Origin of the sequence: Pseudomonas koreensis, from assembly GCF_024169245.1 — a bacterium.
In the GTDB taxonomy this organism is placed as follows: domain Bacteria; phylum Pseudomonadota; class Gammaproteobacteria; order Pseudomonadales; family Pseudomonadaceae; genus Aquipseudomonas; species Aquipseudomonas koreensis_F.
The window spans coordinates 4,104,464-4,122,751 of sequence record NZ_JALJWP010000001.1 but is presented as its reverse complement, the minus strand read 5'-3'; the positions used below and the strand labels follow the sequence as shown (position 1 = coordinate 4,122,751).

Below are 18,288 nucleotides of genomic sequence, written 5' to 3'. Positions count from 1 at the left end.
AAGCAAGCCGCCTACAGCCTCCTCGCAGACTTTCCAGGTTATTCACGCCACTCGTTCTGGAAGAATTCGAAGTAGACTCGAATTCGGACTCAAGTGCTTGCGATCCGAACAAGGAGTTCACCGTGCGCAAGGATTACCTGGCTTTCTTCACCTCCCTTTTCCTCTCCCGACTCGCCGACCAGATTCTGTTGTTCATCGTGCCGCTGGTGGTTTTCCAGACCACCAACAGCGCGTCCTGGGCAGGGCTGGCGTTTTTCGTCGAATCGCTCCCACGTTTTCTCGCATTCCCGGTCTGCGGTGCTCTGTGCGACAAATTTTCGCCGATCAGAATCCTTCACCTCAGCCAGGTTTACCGAGCCGTGCTCTGTCTGCTGGCGGTAGCTTTGTATGCCTTGTTCGGCGGCATTGCCTGGGTGGTGGTCCTCTCGGCGGTGTGCGGGGTACTCACCACGCAGGGCATCATGGCCCGTGAGGTGCTGCTGCCATATGTCTTCAAGCACTACAGCTACACCAAGACGTTGTCTTATTCGCAAATCGCCGATCAGACCGGGCTGGTGCTCGGGCCGCTGGTCGCTGCTCTGCTACTGGAAATCTGGGCGTGGCACTGGGTAGTGCTGTGGGTCGCAGGGCTGTTTTTTCTGGCCGACCTGGGCATGCTGGTGTGGCAACGCGTCAGCCGGATCACGCTGGAAACCTTCGAACAGCATCAGGACATCTGGCTCCAACCAATACGCATTGCGTTTGGGCATATACGTGAACTGGCGGCTCTGAGAAAAATCATCATGCTGGCGGTCGGCGTCAATCTGATTGTCGGCGTCACACTGGCGACCTCCGCCGCCATGGTGTTGGGTCAATACAGTGCGGGGAAGGACGCTTACGCCGGGCTGCAAGCCGCCGGCGCGGTGACCACTATCGTCATCCTGTTTTTTCTCTCCCGGGTCGAGTTGCCGCAGAGGGTGCTTGGAGGCATTGCCTATACGATGATCGCCGTCGGCGCCCTGATCAGTGCCCTCAGTCCGCACCTCAGTGGCTATGTACTGGGATTTCTGTTGATCGTCGGCTTCGACAAGATGTTCAACATCTACATGCGCAGCATTCGCCAACGCGTGATTCCGCCCAAGGATTTCGGCAAGACCGTTGGCGTGATTACCTTGCTGAATAATCTGTCGCAGCCTCTGGCGGGTTTGCTGGTGGCGGTGTTTGCCACAGCGTTGGGCACACAAGGCGTTATCGTCATTCTGGCCGTGCTGACTATATTGCTCGGCGCCTTGGCGGTATGGTGGTTTGCCGATCGCCGAGGAACCCTGAATGCCGAAGAAACCACCAGCCAGTAACGACACCGCCAGCGCAGCCGACATCGAGCGGGCGATTCTGGCCTTGAACACAATGGCCGAGCGTCTGTGGGGCGACGGGCGTGAAGCCGAGGCCAAGGCGTTGCTCGATGCACTGGATGCGCTGAACCGCGCCCTCGACCGGATCCGCATCGGGGAAAGTCGCAGGGCCGTCACCCTGCACTGAATCAGAGCTGATAGAACTCGCGATACCACTGCACGAACGCCTGCACGCCCTGCTCGATCGGCACTTGCGGGCTGAAGTCGATGCAGCGTGCCAGCGCCGACACGTCGGCCCAGGTTTTCAGCACATCGCCCTCCTGCATCGGCAAATAGCGACGTTGCGCCTTGATGCCCAATGCCTGCTCCAGACATTCGACGAAGCTCATCAGCGCGACCGGACTACCCCGGCCGATATTGAACAGGCGGTTGGTGCCGCGCTCGTCGCTGAGCGCGGGCGGTTTGTCGAGCAAGCGGAAAATCGCTTCGACGATGTCGTCGATATAGGTGAAATCCCGCGCCATTTCGCCTTGGTTATAGAGGTCAATGGCGCGCCCTTGCAGCATCGCCTCGGTGAATTTGAACAGCGCCATGTCCGGTCGACCCCACGGGCCGTACACGGTGAAAAAGCGCAGGCCGGTAGCCTGTAATCCGTAGAGATGGCAGTAGCTGTGCGCGAGCAGTTCGTTGGCGCGTTTGGTCGCGGCGTACAACGACACCGGCTGATCGACCTGATCGTCTTCGCGAAACGGCATTCGGGCGTTGGCGCCATACACTGAACTGCTTGAGGCGTAGACCAAGTGCTCCGGCGGATGATGCCGGCAGGCTTCGAGGACGTTGAGAAACCCGACCAGATTCGATTGCGCGTAGGCGTCGGGATTGTCCAGCGAGTAGCGGACTCCGGCCTGCGCGGCGAGGTGAATGACCTGTTTGAATCGCCCCTGTTCGAACAGCGCAGTCAATGCCGCCTGGTCGACGATGTCCAACTGCTGGAAAGTGAAATTGGTCAGCGTTTGCAATCTGTGCAGCCGCGCCTGTTTGAGTTTGACGTCGTAGTAAGGATTCAGATTGTCGACGCCAACGACCGAAAACCCCTCGCGACTTGAACGCATGGCCGTGTGATAACCGATAAATCCTGCTGCGCCCGTTACCAGAACACTCATGATCGCCTCGGCACATCGATTTGCATTTAAGGGGTTACGCACCGCAGAACATCTACCTGCAAATACGCCAACTATTCATAGACGACCATAGTTAACGAGGCCAGCGGCATCCGACGCAAGGCAGTTAAACCGCGAACTTCTTACGAATCGAAAGATGTAAGATTGAAACTAATTTGCTATCACGCATGCCATCTAAGCTAGACGACTACAATAACTTCGAAAAGTTTAAAAAATCCGACGAATAGATTTCACCCTTTCAAACCAGTAACTTACAGAACATGGCCATCATCAGCGGATGAAAGGCAGTCTTTTTGACTGTTATTAATTGACAGCTTGCGAAGACTGGCCGATAACTAATCACTGCCCGAAGCGCCGGCGCCCCTGTGCACTTTACGCCTCTCGGGTTAGTTATGTAATTGGATCCTGAAGGTCGCAACTGCGAACCGTGCGGTAGCTTTGCCTAAACAAAAGCCGCCGGTTTGTTATAGCCAAGACGGCCATGGATATAACAACAACTCACCTAACTTGATTCATTTTTGAAACACTTCTTCTGCCAATAAACATTGATGCATCTGGCTCGGCACTTTGCCTTGATCAGCCTACTACCTACTAGCAAGCATGACGGCTCGTCCCACGTTATCGGCCGCCTTGCTTAAACGATCGCTATGTATGGAGTACTCCAGCATGCTAACGGTTTGCCGCAACGGTTCTAACTGGTATTTATTGCAGTGCAAGCCCCGCCAGGATGAACGGGCACAACTCAATCTGCAGCAACAGAACTATTCGACCTTTCGGCCGCAGCTGATGAGCGAGCGCAGTATTCGTGGCAAACGCCAACGAACCCTGGAATCGCTGTTCCCCGGCTACGTGTTCATTCAGTTGAGCCGTGACGATAATTGGGCGCCGATTCGCTCGACCCGCGGTGTCAGCCGCATCGTTGAATTCAACCATGTGCCGGCCCGGGTCGATGAAGACGTGATCGCACAATTGCGTGAACGCAGCCAGGAGTCGATCGGTTTTCCCGCCGAACCGACGCTCAAGCCTGGCGAACCGTTGCAGATCGTCCAAGGCCCACTGTCCCCGCTCGAAGGTGTGTTCCTGTCCATGCAGGGCGATGAGCGGGTGATGATCCTGCTCAATTTCCTCAACCGCCAACAGCACGTCAGCGTCCCGCTGAGCTACCTCGAACGCCAGCGACAATAGTCCGGATCCGCTTCGCCCTGACACCGACCCCCTCTATCAGGAGCGTGATCCATGGCTCTGAAGCCTCGCTGTTCCCTGGTTTTAGTCGTCGCCTGCTGCGCCCCCGAAGCCGCCTGGAGCGTTGAGCCGCAAGCGATCAATGTCTACGGCTTCGATTTCACCCCGACCTTCGCCTTGTCGGAAAGCTACGACGACAACTTCCGCGAAGTCGAACACGACGTCGAGTCAACCATGGTCACCCGCCTGGCGCCGGCCTTCGAGCTCAAGGCCGAGGATCGCAACAGCGCTACGCGGGTGATCTGGGAACCGACCCGCTACATCTATCACAGTGCCTCGGACGCTTCGAACACCGCCCAGCGTCTGCGCGCTGACAGCATCATGGAGTTCACCGACCGGCATCGGCTGAAACTCGAAGCCGAGGCACGCAAATACGAGCGCACCACCTCGACCGCCGTCGACGGCATCAACGACAAGATCGAGAGCAAGCGCGTCGGCGGCGTCTACACCTTCGGTGCGCGCAGTGCGCTGAACCAGATCGACCTCGGCGCCAGCTACGCGCAACTGCGCTATGACAACGCCGACGGCATCAACGATGACAAGGAGCGCAACACCAGCAACCTCACCACCACCTGGTATCACCGCCTCGGCAGCAAGACCCGTGGCCTGCTCGAATACGACCACACCCGCTTCGACTACCTGCAATCGAACAGCCCGCGCAGCAGTCGCTCCGATGCGGTGCTGGCCGGGGCCGAGTGGGATATGACGGCGAAAACCACCGGCAAATTGCGTGTCGGCTACGAGCGCAAGAACTTCGACCAGAGCGGTTCCGACGATCTGAGCAACCCGACCTGGCAAGTGGATCTGGCGTGGAAGCCGCGCACCTACTCGACCTTCACCTTTCTCGCCCGCCAGGCCATGGCCGAGGGCGATGACGGTTCCGACGCGGTGAAGGCCACCTTCACTCAGGTCGGCTGGCGCCACGGCTGGACCGAGCGCATCACCAGCGTTGCCGAAGTCGGCATGGGCCATTACGTCTACGAAGGCCAGGACCGTAGCGACGATCTGCAGGATTACAAACTCGGCGTGATTTACGAAATGCGCCGCTGGCTGGACGTCGAAGTCGCCTATCGCCACCGCGACAACGACTCCAATGCCGACAACGAAAGCTTCACCCGCAATGTTTTCCAGATCACTTTCGACGTCAGTCTGTAGGAGGGTTGGGCCATGCACACGCGCCTGATTTTACTGTTGTTGCTGCTCTGGACAGTGCCCACGGTCGAGGCGGCGGACACCGACACCAATTACCGCCTGGCCGCCGGCGATGTCTTGCGCATCACTGTGTTCGGCGAGCCGGAACTGAGCTTCAAGAAGATCCGCCTCAATGACGCCGGCACCTTCTCCTACCCGTTTCTCGGCGAAATCGTCGCCAAGGGCCTGACGCCCAATCAGGTCGAACAGAAGATCGTCGACGGCCTCAAGCAAGGCTATCTGGTCGATCCGAAAGTCAGCCTCAGCCAGATCGAATACCGCCCGTTCTACATCAATGGCGAAGTGCAGAAGCCCGGCAGCTACCCCTTCCAGCCCGGACTCACCCTGGAAAAAGCCATCGCCCTGGGTGGCGGCCTGACCGAACGCGCCTCCATGAAACGCGTGACGATTCTGCGCGGCAGCGGCGGCCCGCCGGTCACTGAAAACATCTCGCGCACCACCGTCATCGCCCCCGGCGACACCATTTCCATTGCACAAGGCTTTTTCTGATCATGGACAACAGCCCAAGCACTTACCTCGAACGTCCGCTTCAGAGCCACTCGCAAACGCAAGCGGCCGATGAGTCGGACACCCTTGATCTGCTCCACCTATGGCGGGTGGTCTGGTCGGCGAAGTGGAACATCGCCTGGCTGGTGCTGCTCAGTTGCGCGCTGGCCGTGGCGGTGTTGTCGTTCATCACGCCGCAGTACGTCGGCAGTGCGACGTTGCTGATCAAGGACAAGACGCCGCCCGTCATGAGTTTTCAGCAAGCCGCCGAATCAGGTGGCGCCACCACCACCGATTATTTGCAGACCCAGCAAGCCCTGCTGCAATCGCGGGAGCTGGCCGAGCGCGCCGTGCGTAAACTCGGCCTCACCACGAATCCGATCACCGATCCACGCCAGCAGGCGCAGAGCTGGTTTACCCCGCGCCAATGGCTGGCAGAGCTCAATCGTGACCAATGGCTGCCATGGCTGGATCTGCTGCCGCCGCCCAAGCCACCAGCAACTGAAGAGCAGGTGTTCAACGACGTCACGCAAAACCTGATGCTGCACACCAGCGTCAAGTTTGTCGGCAAGAGTCAGTTGCTGGAGATCGACGTCGAACTGCCCGACCCGGCCCTCGCCGCGGCGGTGGCCAATGCCCTCGCCCAAGGCTTCATCGACAGCCAGCAGGACACCAGCCTCAAGTCCTCGCAAAACAACACCAGCTGGATGAACACCCGCCTGGTCGAGTTGCGCGACAACCTGCGCGTGGCCGAAAACAAGCTGCAGGGGTATCGCGAAGAACAGGGTCTGGTCGATGTCGACGGTGTCGCGACGATCAGTGCCAACGAACTGCAAATGACCGGCAATCGCATGATCGATGCACGCCGCGATCGCGCCGAAGCGGAGAGCCAGTTCCGTCAGGCGCAATCCTTGAGCAATGGCGACATCAGTCGCTTGTCGAGTGTGCCGGCGGTGCTGAGCAACCCGCTGATTCAGCAGTTCCAGGCTGACCTGGCCAAGGCCCAGGCCAAAGTCGAGGAGTTGTCGGGCCGCTACGGGCCCAAACACCCGGCGCTGATATCCGCCCGTTCCGAACAACGTACGGCGGCCAACAGCCTGCGGCTGCAGGTACAGCAAGTGGTCGCCGGCATCGAACGCCAGTATCAACTGGCGGTGGCCAGCGAAGACGCGTTGCGCAAATCCTTCAACAGCAACAAGGCGCAGATTCAGGACATTTCGCGCAAGGAATTCCAGTTGCGCGAATTCCAGCGTGAAGTCGACAGCACCCGGGCGCTGTACGAAACCTTCGTCACCCGCCTCAAGGAAACCGCCGCCACCTCGGACATGGATTCGGCCAAGGCGCGCATCGTCGACCCGGCGATCGCCCCGCTGGAAGCGAGCAAACCGCGCAAGAACCTCATCCTCGCTATTGTCGCGCTGGTCGCTGCGGTGGTCGGCGTCGCCCTCGCCTTCCTCTTCGACACGCTGAGCAACACCTTCAAGACCGACGACACCGTCGAAAGCCTGCTCAATGTGCCGCTGCTCAGCGTGGTGCCGCTGGTGATGAAAAAGAGCCGTCGGCAGTTGGCGCGGCTGTTCGAAGACAACGATCACCCGCGCTTCTGCGAAACCATCCGCAACCTGCGCACCTGGCTGATGCTGCAAAACAACGAGCGCCCGGCGCAGGTGGTGCTGGTCACATCCTCGGTGTCTGGCGAAGGCAAGAGCACCATTGCCAACAATCTCGCTTCGTCGCTGGCGCCGCTGGAACGGGTGCTGCTGATCGATGCCGACATGCGGCAGCCGACGCTGTCGCTGAACTTCGATTTCCCGCCAGAGAGCCCCGGCCTCGCCAACCTGATGGCCGGCACCGCGCGGCTGGAAGACTGCATTCGCAGCGTCGGCAATCTCGACATGCTTCCGGCCGGCTGCCTGGCGCCGTCTATGCTGGATCCGTTCGACGCACCACGACTGAAAGCCTCGAGCAGTTCGAGCAACGCCGTGGCCCCCGCGCAGGATCTGCTCAGTTCGCCACGCCTCGGCCGGTTGTTGCAGATTCTCAAGTCGCGCTACCGGCACATCATCATCGATTCGCCGCCGGCGGAAATCGTCAGTGACGCGCTGTTGCTGGCCCAGCATTCCGACGCGGTGATCTACGTGGTCAAGGCGCAGAGCACGCCGGTCGGCCAGGTGCGCAAAAGCATTGCCGTGTTGCAGCAGAGCCAGGCGCCGGTATTCGGCGTGGTGCTCAACCAAGTCGATCTGCGCAAGGCGCGCAAGTACGGCCATGGCCATTCCCGTTCCTTCTACGACTACGACTTCGCCCCGCGCTGATCCTCCGGGCCGTGCCGCCCGGCAGCAGCCATCCCTTCCCTGTTCGATGAATCGGAGATCGTGCCGATGACCTCGCAATATTCCGCGCAAATGGCACAGCGTCGCGGCCTCACTTTCTGGGGGCAATGGTTGTGCGCAATGACCCTGGTCAACCTGTTGCTGATCGTGCTGGTGCAGTTGCGCATCGGCGCATTGCCCAGTGAATACCGGCTGCTGATCATTCTCACCGTGCTCGGCTCGATGCCGGTCTACAGCCTCGTCCAGGTCTATCACAAACGTCATGGCCTGCTGGTCGGGCTCGGACGCTTGCTCGCTGGCTGGCTGATTTTGCTCGCGCTGCTGATGAGCATCGCCTTCGTCACCCAGACCAGCGCGTTGTTTTCCCGGCAGGTGGTGATTGTCTGGGCGGTGGTGGGTTTCCTCGCTCAAGCGGCGACGTTTCTGCCGCTGCATCTGTTCGTGCGCATGTACACCAAGATGATCTGCAACGAACGCCGCGCGGTGATCATCGGTACCTGCCCGACCGCCCATGAGCTGGCGCGCAAACTCCTCGACCCGGATCGCGCGCTGCTGCTCGGGTTTGTCGCGGCAAAAGCCGATAGCGGCCCGGCGCCGAGCATTCTGCCGCTGCTGGGCGAGGTTGAGGACATTCGCGAAATCATCACCCGCTTGCAGGCGCGGCGCGTATACATCGTGCTGCCGATGGCCGAGGCGGCGACCATCGAAGCGTTGTACATCAACCTGCTCGACATGAATGTCGATGTGGTGTGGATTCCGGATCTGGGCAGCATGGTCTTGCTCAATCATTCGATCTCCGAGATCGAGCGGATGCCGGCGATCTATCTCAACGAAAGCCTGCTCACCTCGCACCCCGGCAGCCTGTTCTGCAAGGACCTGTTCGAACGCAGCGTCGCGGCGATGGCACTGATGCTGCTCAGCCCGCTGCTGCTCGGCGTGGCCATTGCGGTCAAGCTGACGTCGCCGGGGCCCGTGCTGTTCAAGCAGAACCGCCATGGCTGCGACGGCGAAGTGATCCGCGTGTGGAAGTTTCGCTCGATGCGCGTGCACGACGATCAGCAAGTGCGTCAGGCCACCCGCGACGATGACCGCGTCACGCCGCTGGGACGCTTTCTGCGGCGCAGCTCCATCGACGAACTGCCGCAACTGTTCAACGTGCTGTTCGGGCACATGGCGCTGGTCGGGCCGCGCCCGCACGCAGTCACCCACAACATCTATTACACCGGCAAGGTGCGCGCCTACATGGCGCGGCATCGGCTCAAGCCTGGCATCACCGGCCTGGCGCAGATCACCGGGCACCGCGGCGAAACCGAGACCGTGGAGAAGATGCAGCGCCGGGTCGCCCAGGACCTCAATTACATCAATCAATGGTCGCTGTGGCTGGACATCAAGATCCTCCTGAAGACGCCCTTCACCCTGTTCTCGAAAAACATCTACTGACTGCGGCCAGCGCTCTGGCCCACCCCACCGCGCATGAGGTTTTCCCATGAATGTGAGTGTATTCGGTATCGGTTATGTCGGACTGGTCCAGGGCGCCGCGCTGGCCGAGGTCGGCCACAACGTGCTGTGTGTGGATGTCGACGCGGCCAAGGTGCAGGCCTTGAACGACGGCAGCCTGCCCATTTACGAACCGGGGCTGAAAAGTCTGGTGCGGGAAAACCATCACAGCGGTCGCCTGCAATTCGGCAATGATCTGGCCGCTGCGGTAAAGCACGGCGACGTGTTGTTGATCGCCGTTGGCACCCCACCGGACGAGGACGGTTCAGCGGATCTCAAACATGTGCTGAGCGTCGCCCGTACCATCGGCGAGCACCTGCGCGGCGAGCAGATCATCGTCGACAAATCCACGGTGCCGGTGGGTACGGCGGATCGGGTGCGCGAGTGCATCAACGCCATCCTCGCCGAAAGCGGCCGCGCTGCGCTGACCTTCGACGTGGTATCCAACCCGGAATTCCTCAAGGAAGGCTGCGCGGTCGACGACTGCATGCGCCCGGACCGAATCATCATCGGCACCGACAGCCCCCGCGCCGAAGCGGTGATGCGCGAGCTGTACGAGCCGTTCAATCGCAACCGCGAAAAAATCATCGTCATGGACGTGCGCAGCGCCGAGCTGACCAAGTACGCCGCCAATTGCATGCTGGCGACCAAGATCAGCTTCATGAACGAAATGGCCGGGCTCGCGGAAAAGCTCGGCGCCGATATCGAAATGGTCCGCCATGGCATCGGCTCGGATCCGCGCATCGGCTACCAGTTCATCTATCCCGGCATCGGTTACGGCGGTTCGTGTTTTCCCAAGGATGTGCGTGCGCTGATCCATGCCGCCCACGGCGTCGACATCGATGCGCGCCTGCTTCGCGCGGTGGAGTCGCGCAACAACGAGCAGAAAAGCACGCTGTTCCACAAGATCGCCGATCATTTCAACGGTGCGCTGGAAGGCAAAACCTTTGCGCTGTGGGGTCTGAGCTTCAAGCCCAACACCGACGACATGCGCGAAGCCCCCAGCCGCGTGTTGATGGAGGCGTTGTGGCGTGCCGGCGCCAGCGTGCAGGCGTTCGACCCGAAAGCCATGGAACAGGCCCAACAGCTTTATGGCCCGCGCGACGACCTGACCCTGGCCGGGACCAAAGAGGCGGCGCTGAAAAATGCCGACGCGCTGGTGATCGTCACCGAGTGGCAATCGTTTCGCGCGCCGGACTTCGAGCTGCTCGCGCGCCAGCTGAAAAACCCGCTGATCTTCGATGGCCGCAACCTGTTCGATCCGCAACGCCTCAGCGCGCGCGGCTTCACCTACATCAGCGTCGGCCGGCCGACCTGCGCCGCCGAAGCACAGGATCTCGCGTCATGATCCGCCTGGAATTGCTGAATCGTTATTCGCCGGCGCTGCTGGAATCGAACCGGGCGTTCTCCTTCCTCAACTTCGCCTCGATCGGCAGTTTCATCCGCCAGCCGCCGCCGTCGCTGGCGTATTTCTGCGACGGCATGCTGATGTCCGGGTTCATGTCGCGCATCACCGGGCGCGCGGTGGAGCGGGTCAGTTTCGATTTCACCTCGATTGCCGATCCGGTGTTGCGCGAGTCCGAGCAGCGCGGCAAACGTGTCTATGTGGTGGGCGCGCGGCAGGCGGAGCTTGATCGTTTCGTCGAAAAACTCGGCACGCAGTACCCGCGCCTGCAGCTGGTTGGCGCGCACAACGGTTACTTCGACGCCGAGCAAGGCGCGGCGCTGCAGGCTGACATCCGCCGGCAGCGGACCAATCTGCTGCTGGTCGGCCTTGGCGCCGGGCTGCAGGAGCGCTTTGTCCTCGATGCGCTGCGCGGTGGCTTCAGCGGCGTGGCGTTCACCTGCGGCGGTTTCATTCGTCAGGAGGCCAATGCCAGCGAGCGTTACTACCCCGACGCCATCAACCGCCTGCACCTGCGCGCTTTCTACCGCATGTACCGCGAGCCGCACACGATCAAGCGTTACCTGCTCGACTACCCGAGCAATGCCCTGCGCCTGACCGAACTGATTCTGCGCCAGCAAGTGGCGATCAATGTCACCGCCCCATGAGGATTGTGCCGATGCATATTCTGTTCACGCTCAAGGATTACCAGACTGGCGGCGGCGTCGAGTGCGTGCAGCAACGCCTCGCCGAGCAGTTCCTGGCGGACGGCCGGCGGGTGAGTTTTTTCGTCATGAACGGCGACTCGCCCAACGTCGACGGCGCGCCAAGCCTTGCCGGTGGCGGCGGCGGCCTCGTTGGCTGGCTGAAATCGATCGTGCTGCTGCGCCGCTTGATTCTTCGCGAAGGCGTGACGCATCTGATCGGCGCCAAGGAGCAGGCCAATCTCTGCACCTGGTTCGCCACCTTGGGCAGTCCGTGCCAAGTCATCTACACCCGCCACGCCGCACTGGATTGCGCAGAGCAGAACACCGGGCGCGCCAGTCTGCGCCTGTTGTACGCGCTGTATCTGTGCGGCAGCGGCAAGGTGGTCGCGGTGTCCCACGGTTTGCGCCAGTCGCTTGCCGGGTTGATGCCCTGGGGCCAGCCGCGCATCCGTTATTGCCCGAACGCGGTGATCAGCGAGCAACTGTTGCATGCGGCACAAGCACCGTTGCCCGGTGGTGTGCCCCATCATTACTGGCTGGGGATCGGCCGACTGGTGGAAACCAAGGGCTTCGATCTGTTGCTCGAAGCCTATGCGCTGGCAGCGCAACAGCGCACGCTGCCCTATCTGGTGATTGCCGGCGACGGCCCGTTGCGCGCGGAGCTCGAAGCGCAGGCGCAACGACTGGGCATCGAACGTCTGGTGCATTTCACCGGGCATCTGCGCAATCCCTATCCGCTGATTCGCCATGCGCAGGTGTTGGTGCTCAGCTCATTGCACGAAGGTTTGCCGACGGTGCTGGTCGAGGCGCTGGCGCTGGGCACGGCGGTGATTTCCAGCGATTGCGGCAGCGGGCCGCGGGAGTTGCTCGACGACGGACGCCTCGGGCGCTTGGTCAAGGTCAACGATGTACCGGCCCTCGCCGAGGCGCTGCTCGACAGTCTGGCCAGCCGCGAACCCGCGACGCCGGCCCGACGCTCGGTCAGGGAAGCGATCCAGCCCTATACCAGCCAGTACGCCGCTCAGGCTTATTACCAGGTGTGGAACCGATGAAAAAACTGCTGATCATCCTCCAGGACCTCGGCGCCGGTGGCGCTGAAAAAATGATGGTGCGCCTCGCCGGTGCGTTGGTTGAAGCCGGCAACGAAGTCACGTTGCTGATGCTCACCGGTGCCGGCATCAATCAACCGGCGCTCGACCCACGGGTCAGGCAAGTGCTGCTCGACAGTCCGCGCAGCGCAGCGGCGGTGCCGGCGCTGACGCGTTTTTTGCGCAGCAATCAATACGACGCGCAACTGGCCGCCCTCACCCACGTCAACGTCGTGGCAATTGCCGCCGCTGCGCTGTCCGGGACTTTGGCGCGGCTGCATGTCAGCGAGCGCAATGCCTTCTCGCGGGACAAGCACGTCAACCCGGCGCTTTCGGTGAAGCTCGCCTACTGGCTGGCGCCGTGGCTGTATCGGCTGATTCCCAACCCGGTGATCTGCGTGTCGCAAGGCGTTGCCGAGGATCTGGTCGACACCACCATCGCCCGTCCGCGCGACGTGACCACTGCCGACAACCCGGTGCTCGACAACGATTTTCGCGACAAACCCGCCGCCGCCCCCAGCCATCCCTGGTTGAAGGACAAAACCACCCCGGTGATCGTCGCCGTGGGTCGGCTGGCGCAGCAGAAAGGTTTTGACACCCTGATCGACGCCTTCGCCCGTCTGCCGCAAGGCGATGCGCGGCTGATCATCTTCGGCGAAGGCGCATTGCGCAGCGAATTGCTGGCGCAAGCGGCAGCGCTCGGCGTCGCAAAGCGTTGCGATCTACCGGGTTACGCCAGTGATCCGATCGCCGAAATCGCCCGGGCTGACTGTTTCGTCTTGTCGTCGCGTTTCGAAGGCAGCCCCAACGCCCTGGTCGAAGCCTTGTCGACCGGTACGCCGGTCGTGGCGACACGCTGCCCGTATGGCCCGCAGGAAATTCTCGCCGATGGCGCCGTCGCGCCCTTGGTCGAGGTTGACGATCCCGCCGCACTCGCCGCCGCGATCAGCGCACAAATGGCCGCGCCACGAACCCTGCATCGCCAGCGGCGCATCGATGCTGCCGCGCGCTTTGTCAGCGCTCGCGCGGTGCAGACCTACCTCAAGGCGTTACTCGGGAGGCGCTGAGATGAACCGCCTGCAAGTGCGTTATTCGACGCTGGCCGACGCCTTCACCTTGTTTGGCGTGCTGTTCTATACGCAAGTGATCGGCTTCTTTCTGCGCCTGGGCAATGTCAGCACGCTGGACGATGCGCAGCAGGACCTGGAAGGCAATCTGGCCAATCAGGTCTGTGGCTTGCTGACCTTGCTGGTGCCGCTGTTCTTTTTCATCCGTCACAAGGTTTTTCTCAGCAAGAGCTTCTACCGGCAGAACCTGTTTTTGCTGTTGTTTCTCGGCTGCGTGGCGGCGTCGATCAGTTGGTCGAGCGAGCCGATGCTCAGCTTCAAGCGTTTCGTCGCGCTGCTCAGCGTAGTGTTCTTCGCCGGTTTCATTGCCTGGCGCTACAGCATCGAGCGGATCGCTTTTCTGTTCGGTTGCGTGATCGGTGCGGCGGCGCTGGTCGGCTTGATCTTCGCCGTGATTCGCCCGGACATCGCCTTCATTTCCGGTGGCATCCGTGACGGTGCCTTTCGCGGCGTGTTCGCGGAAAAGAACGCCGGCGCACGCCTGAACGCCATCGCGATCCTGTTGCTGCTGCCGATGATCCGCCAACGCAACCCGCTGGCAATCCTCTACGGGCTGTTCGCGCTGATCGCCATTGGCCTGGCGCAGTCGGCCACGGCGATTGCGCTGATCGTCGCCGGCACCGCCAGTTACGCCTACTTCATCACCCTGATCCGCTTGCGCATCAACCGCTCACTGCTGGCCTTCACCGCCGCGACGCTGGTGTTCTTCCTCTTGTGTGGGGTGCTTTACGCCAACTACGCCATGCTGCTGGAACTGGTCGGCCGCGACCCGTCACTCACTGACCGCACGTTGATCTGGGAGCTGTTGCAGCCGCTGATCGATGCGCAATTTCTCAAGGGCTACGGCTTCGGCGCGTTCTGGGCCAGCGCCGATGCCGATGCGTTCATTACCCGCTGGGGCTACATCGGCAATGCCCACAGTGGCTACGTCGAAACCCTGCTCAACGGCGGCCTGATTCAGCTGATTGCCCTGCTGCTGATGTTTGCCCAGACGCTGAGCAAGCGTTATCGGGCGATCACGGCGGATCAGTCGGCGCGCTATCAGGCGTGTGCGCTGGTGATCATCGGCCTGTTTGTGGTCACCAATTACGTCGCCTATGTGATCCCCAACTATCGCTCGGGCGAGTTCCTGATTTTCTGCGTGCTCAGCCTGACCTTCCGCCACCACCTCGTCGCCCGTACGCAGCCGCTGCCAGTCCCCAGCGCTCGGCCGATGCGTACCACTTTCAGGGAGCAACGCCCATGCTGAATGATCCCTCGGCCGTCACCGTGTGCGTGGTGATTCCGCTGTACAACGCCGCCGCCAGCATCCAACGCACGCTGGATTCGGTGAGTGCACAAACCCGGCTGCCGGACAAAGTCATCGTCGTCGATGACGGTTCCAGCGATGCCGGGCCAGAGATCGTCAAGCAGTACGCCGCGCCTTTTCCCATCGTGCTGTTGCAGCAGCCCAACCAAGGCCCGGCCAGTGCGCGCAATCGCGGCGTGTTCAGTGCCGAGGAAACCTTCATCGCCTTCCTCGATGCCGATGACCGCTGGCATCCCGAGAAACTGCAAAAACAACTGACCCTGCACGCCGAACTGAGCCACCAGGGGCGCAAGGTCGGTCTGATCGATTGTTTTCAGATGAGCGAATTCAGTGACGGCAAACGCCAGTTGGAGGACCGCTGCAAACACGGCGACCACTTTGCCGATTTCATGCGCGAAAACATCATCAACGGCACCTCCGGCGTACTCGCCCTGCGCGAAATCATCGTCGCCATTGGCGGCTTCGATCAGAGCCTGCGCTTCGCCGAGGATCGTCTGCTGTGGACGCGCATCGCGGAAATCAGCGAGATCCACAGCGTGCCGCAGATCCTGCACTGGCGCGCCGTCAACGCCGCCAACATCACCGCGCAACCGCACAAGTATTACCCGCACAAGCTGCGTTTCATTCAGCTGTACCTGGCGCGCTACGGCACCCGGCTGAACAAGCAGCAGCGGATCTATTTCGTCCTCGCCAATCACGCGGAGTTTCTCAATGCGTTTTCCCGGCGCGGCGATCACCCACGGGTCATCGAGGTGTTCCGGCAGATGCTCGGACATTCGTGGCAGACGCTGTTTTTCTCCCAGGGCAAACCGACCCTGCGCTACCTCTACGCCTGCTTGAAAAGCCTGGGCAACAGCCGCTGAATTCAGGGATCGCGCCATGGCCAACCGTCGCCTGATGACCCTCGTATGGATTTTCACCGAGAAGTTCGGCCTGATTTTCCTGTCGATGATTACCTTTGTCGTCTACGCGCATTTGCTGACGCCGACCGAGCTGGGCATCGGCACGCTGATCATCGCCGTGGTCGAAGTGGTGGGCATTCTGTTCTCGTCGATGCTCGAAGACCCGCTGGTGCGCCTGCAGCGGATGGAAGACAAACACATCAGCAGCGTGTTCTGGTTTGCGGTGCTGGTCAGTCTGTTGTCGATTGCGGTGATCTCGTTGGCGGTCGTGCTGTATACGCCGTCCACCGCGCTGCGCTGGATGACCGCCGTGGCCTCGGTGAAAATCCTCTTCACCCTGATGGCCCGGGTGTATGTGGCACAGATGCGCCGCAGCGGCAATTTCAAGCTGCTGGCCTCGCGCACCTTGCTCGGCAAAGTGGCTGGCGGGGTTGGCGGCGTGGCTGTTGCGCTGCTGGGTTTCGGTCCGTGGGCGGTGGTCGCGCAGGCGCTGATCATGGACGGCATTTCCACGCTGGTGCTGATGCGCAGCGAGCGTCGGCGCATTCCCTTGCTGATCGACCGCCAGGTACTGGGCGAACTGCTGCGCGCCGGCCTCCCGGTCTGCGTCAACGTCATGAGTTCGCAAACCCTGCAACGCGGCGTCAACCTGATTCTCGGCCTGACTGCCGGGGCGCACGCGGTGGGCATGTTCAACCTGGCGATGCGCATCATCGACCTGCCGCGCTCGGCGATCTACAACGGCTTGATGAGCTACGCCCTGCCGGTGTTCGCCCGGCGCAGTGCCGAACCGGCGCGGCTCATCGGCGTCATCGGCGATTCCACGGCAATCAGCGGCTTCGTGCTGACCCCGCTGTTTTTCGGCATCGCCCTGACCGCCGAAGACATCATCCAGCTGATCTTCGGCGCGAAATGGGCCGACGCGATTCCGTTGCTGCAAGTGCTCGCCTGCACGGCGGCGCTGGGCAATCTGGCGCTGTATGCGACCACTGCGCTGGTAGCGGTCAATCGCACACATCTGACACTGAAGGCCGAAGTCGCCACCACCCTGCTCGCGCTGGCGCTGGTGTATCTGCTCGGGGCGAGCTACGGCGGCATGGCGGCGGCGCTGGCATTGCTGCTGCGCATGCTGCTGATCACGCCATTGCAGGTGCGCGGCCTGCACGCCGCCATCGGTTACGACTGGCGCAGCTTCTTCCAGTCCAGTTACCGCAGCCTGCTTGCCTCTGTCGTGATGGTCGTGGTGGTGATGTGGCTGTCGCGGCAGACCGGCCTGTCCGGTTATGCGCACCTGGCGGGCGACATCGCCATCGGCACGCTGACCTACGCCTTGGCCTACAGCCTGCTGCACCCGCGCTGGCCGCAAGAATTCAAGTTGGTGTTCACCGCCCGCTGAGCCGGATTTCCTCGCAATGGAGCACGTCGTCATGCGCAAAACCACGTTGATCACGGGCGGTGCCGGCTACATCGGTTCGCACACGGCATTGCAGTTGATCGAGTCCGGACGCTCGGTTCTGATCCTCGACAACCTGTGCAATAGCAGCCGCGAGGCCATCGCACGGCTCGAGCTGTTGAGTCATTCGCACATCGATTTCATCGAAGGCGATATCCGCGACGCGGCGTTGCTGGAGGAGATTTTCAGCACTTACGCGATCGACGCGGTGCTGCATTTCGCCGGTCTCAAAGCGGTCGCGCAAAGCATGCGTCGACCGATGGATTACTACGCCAACAACGTGGTCGGCACGCTGAACCTGTGTCAGGCGATGGCCCGCGCCCACGTGTTCAATCTGGTGTTCAGTTCATCGGCGACGGTGTACGGCGAGCCGGCCCGCATGCCGATCGTCGAAGATCACGGCACCGGCAAACCGGCCAATCCTTACGGGCGCTCGAAGCTGGTGATCGAAGAGTTGCTCAGCGACCTCGCCCTCGCCGATTCACGCTGGAACATCGCCGTGCTGCGTTACTTCAATCCGATCGGCGCGCACGACAGCGGGCTGATCGGCGAGGCGCCCAACGGTCGGCCGAACAATCTGCTGCCGTGCCTGACCGAGGTTGCCAGCGGCCAGCGCGCGGCGTTGACTGTTTATGGCAACGATTATCCGACCGTCGACGGCACCTGTATTCGCGATTACATCCATGTGCTGGATCTGGCCGCTGGTCATCTCAAAGCGCTGGAGGTTTTGCAGGGCGACGAGCATGGCCTGCACGTTTGGAATCTTGGCACCGGCACCGGCTACAGCGTGTTGCAAATCATCAGCGCCTTCGAAGACGTCACCGGTCTGCGCATCCCCTACCGCTTCGCCCCGCGTCGCGCCGGTGATGTCGCTGAATGCCGCGCCGATGCGAGCAAGGCCGGGCGCGAGCTGGGCTGGCGCGCGCAACGCGAGCTGACGCAAATGCTCATCGACAGTTGGCGCTGGCAGACCAGCAACCCATGGGGCTACCGCCCGCAACCCGCGCCGTTGCTGGCGGTGGGCACTTGAACCGGG

General features: G+C 61.5%; 16 protein-coding genes. 15 read left to right on the top strand and 1 reads right to left on the bottom strand.

The window, feature by feature from the left end:
* The first annotated feature begins 122 nt into the window (after positions 1 to 122).
* Complete coding sequence (locus J2Y90_RS18310; protein WP_253501453.1) at positions 123 to 1,334, top strand: MFS transporter; 1,212 nt, start codon at positions 123 to 125, stop codon at positions 1,332 to 1,334.
* Positions 1,309 to 1,518 carry a hypothetical protein gene (locus J2Y90_RS18305; RefSeq protein WP_227974429.1) on the top strand — a complete coding sequence of 70 codons (210 nt, stop codon included), beginning with the start codon at positions 1,309 to 1,311 and terminating at the stop codon, positions 1,516 to 1,518. Before J2Y90_RS18310 ends, J2Y90_RS18305 begins: the two co-directional genes overlap by 26 nt.
* A 1-nt stretch (position 1,519) precedes the next feature.
* Here J2Y90_RS18305 and J2Y90_RS18300 read toward each other — a convergent pair whose 3' ends face one another.
* A complete protein-coding gene (locus J2Y90_RS18300) occupies positions 1,520 to 2,494 on the bottom strand; it encodes an NAD-dependent epimerase (RefSeq protein ID WP_253501450.1) in 975 nt (324 codons plus the stop codon).
* Positions 2,495 to 3,178: 684 nt separating this feature from the next.
* Between J2Y90_RS18300 and rfaH the strand changes: the two genes are divergently transcribed.
* The 13 genes from rfaH to galE all read left to right on the top strand — a co-directional run bounded on the left by rfaH (position 3,179) and on the right by galE (position 18,282).
* The gene (gene rfaH, locus J2Y90_RS18295; protein ID WP_056785643.1) at positions 3,179 to 3,697 is read left to right on the top strand and encodes a transcription/translation regulatory transformer protein RfaH; all 519 of its coding nucleotides are present in this window, start codon (positions 3,179 to 3,181) and stop codon (positions 3,695 to 3,697) included.
* 51 nt (positions 3,698 to 3,748) lie between these two features.
* Complete coding sequence (locus J2Y90_RS18290) at positions 3,749 to 4,909, top strand: outer membrane beta-barrel protein (protein WP_253501446.1); 1,161 nt, start codon at positions 3,749 to 3,751, stop codon at positions 4,907 to 4,909.
* Between the two features lie 12 nt (positions 4,910 to 4,921).
* Entirely contained in the window at positions 4,922 to 5,455 is a 534-nt protein-coding gene (locus J2Y90_RS18285) for a polysaccharide biosynthesis/export family protein (RefSeq protein WP_253501444.1), read from the top strand.
* Between the two features lie 2 nt (positions 5,456 to 5,457).
* Entirely contained in the window at positions 5,458 to 7,767 is a 2,310-nt protein-coding gene (locus J2Y90_RS18280; RefSeq protein WP_253501441.1) for a GumC family protein, read from the top strand.
* 66 nt (positions 7,768 to 7,833) lie between these two features.
* Positions 7,834 to 9,225, top strand: a complete 1,392-nt coding sequence (locus J2Y90_RS18275; RefSeq protein ID WP_253501437.1) for an undecaprenyl-phosphate glucose phosphotransferase — start codon at positions 7,834 to 7,836, stop codon at positions 9,223 to 9,225.
* Between the two features lie 46 nt (positions 9,226 to 9,271).
* Positions 9,272 to 10,630: a UDP-glucose dehydrogenase family protein gene (locus J2Y90_RS18270; RefSeq protein WP_253501434.1), complete on the top strand. Its 1,359-nt coding sequence runs from the start codon at positions 9,272 to 9,274 to the stop codon at positions 10,628 to 10,630.
* Positions 10,627 to 11,334 (top strand): WecB/TagA/CpsF family glycosyltransferase, encoded by a 708-nt coding sequence (locus J2Y90_RS18265; RefSeq protein WP_253501431.1) that lies wholly within the window; start codon positions 10,627 to 10,629, stop codon positions 11,332 to 11,334. The genes J2Y90_RS18270 and J2Y90_RS18265 overlap by 4 nt, the downstream gene beginning before the upstream one ends.
* An 11-nt stretch (positions 11,335 to 11,345) precedes the next feature.
* On the top strand, positions 11,346 to 12,425 hold the full coding sequence (locus tag J2Y90_RS18260; RefSeq protein ID WP_253501428.1) for a glycosyltransferase: 1,080 nt from the start codon (positions 11,346 to 11,348) through the stop codon (positions 12,423 to 12,425).
* Positions 12,422 to 13,528 carry a glycosyltransferase gene (locus J2Y90_RS18255; protein WP_253501425.1) on the top strand — a complete coding sequence of 369 codons (1,107 nt, stop codon included), beginning with the start codon at positions 12,422 to 12,424 and terminating at the stop codon, positions 13,526 to 13,528. The genes J2Y90_RS18260 and J2Y90_RS18255 overlap by 4 nt, the downstream gene beginning before the upstream one ends.
* Before the next feature lies 1 nt (position 13,529).
* On the top strand, positions 13,530 to 14,837 hold the full coding sequence (locus J2Y90_RS18250) for an O-antigen ligase family protein (protein WP_253501422.1): 1,308 nt from the start codon (positions 13,530 to 13,532) through the stop codon (positions 14,835 to 14,837).
* Positions 14,831 to 15,760 (top strand): glycosyltransferase family 2 protein, encoded by a 930-nt coding sequence (locus tag J2Y90_RS18245; protein ID WP_253501419.1) that lies wholly within the window; start codon positions 14,831 to 14,833, stop codon positions 15,758 to 15,760. The genes J2Y90_RS18250 and J2Y90_RS18245 overlap by 7 nt, the downstream gene beginning before the upstream one ends.
* A gap of 16 nt (positions 15,761 to 15,776) precedes the next feature.
* Positions 15,777 to 17,195 (top strand): oligosaccharide flippase family protein, encoded by a 1,419-nt coding sequence (locus J2Y90_RS18240; RefSeq protein ID WP_253501416.1) that lies wholly within the window; start codon positions 15,777 to 15,779, stop codon positions 17,193 to 17,195.
* Positions 17,196 to 17,226: 31 nt separating this feature from the next.
* A complete protein-coding gene (gene galE, locus J2Y90_RS18235) occupies positions 17,227 to 18,282 on the top strand; it encodes a UDP-glucose 4-epimerase GalE (protein WP_253501413.1) in 1,056 nt (351 codons plus the stop codon).
* Positions 18,283 to 18,288 lie beyond the last annotated feature (6 nt).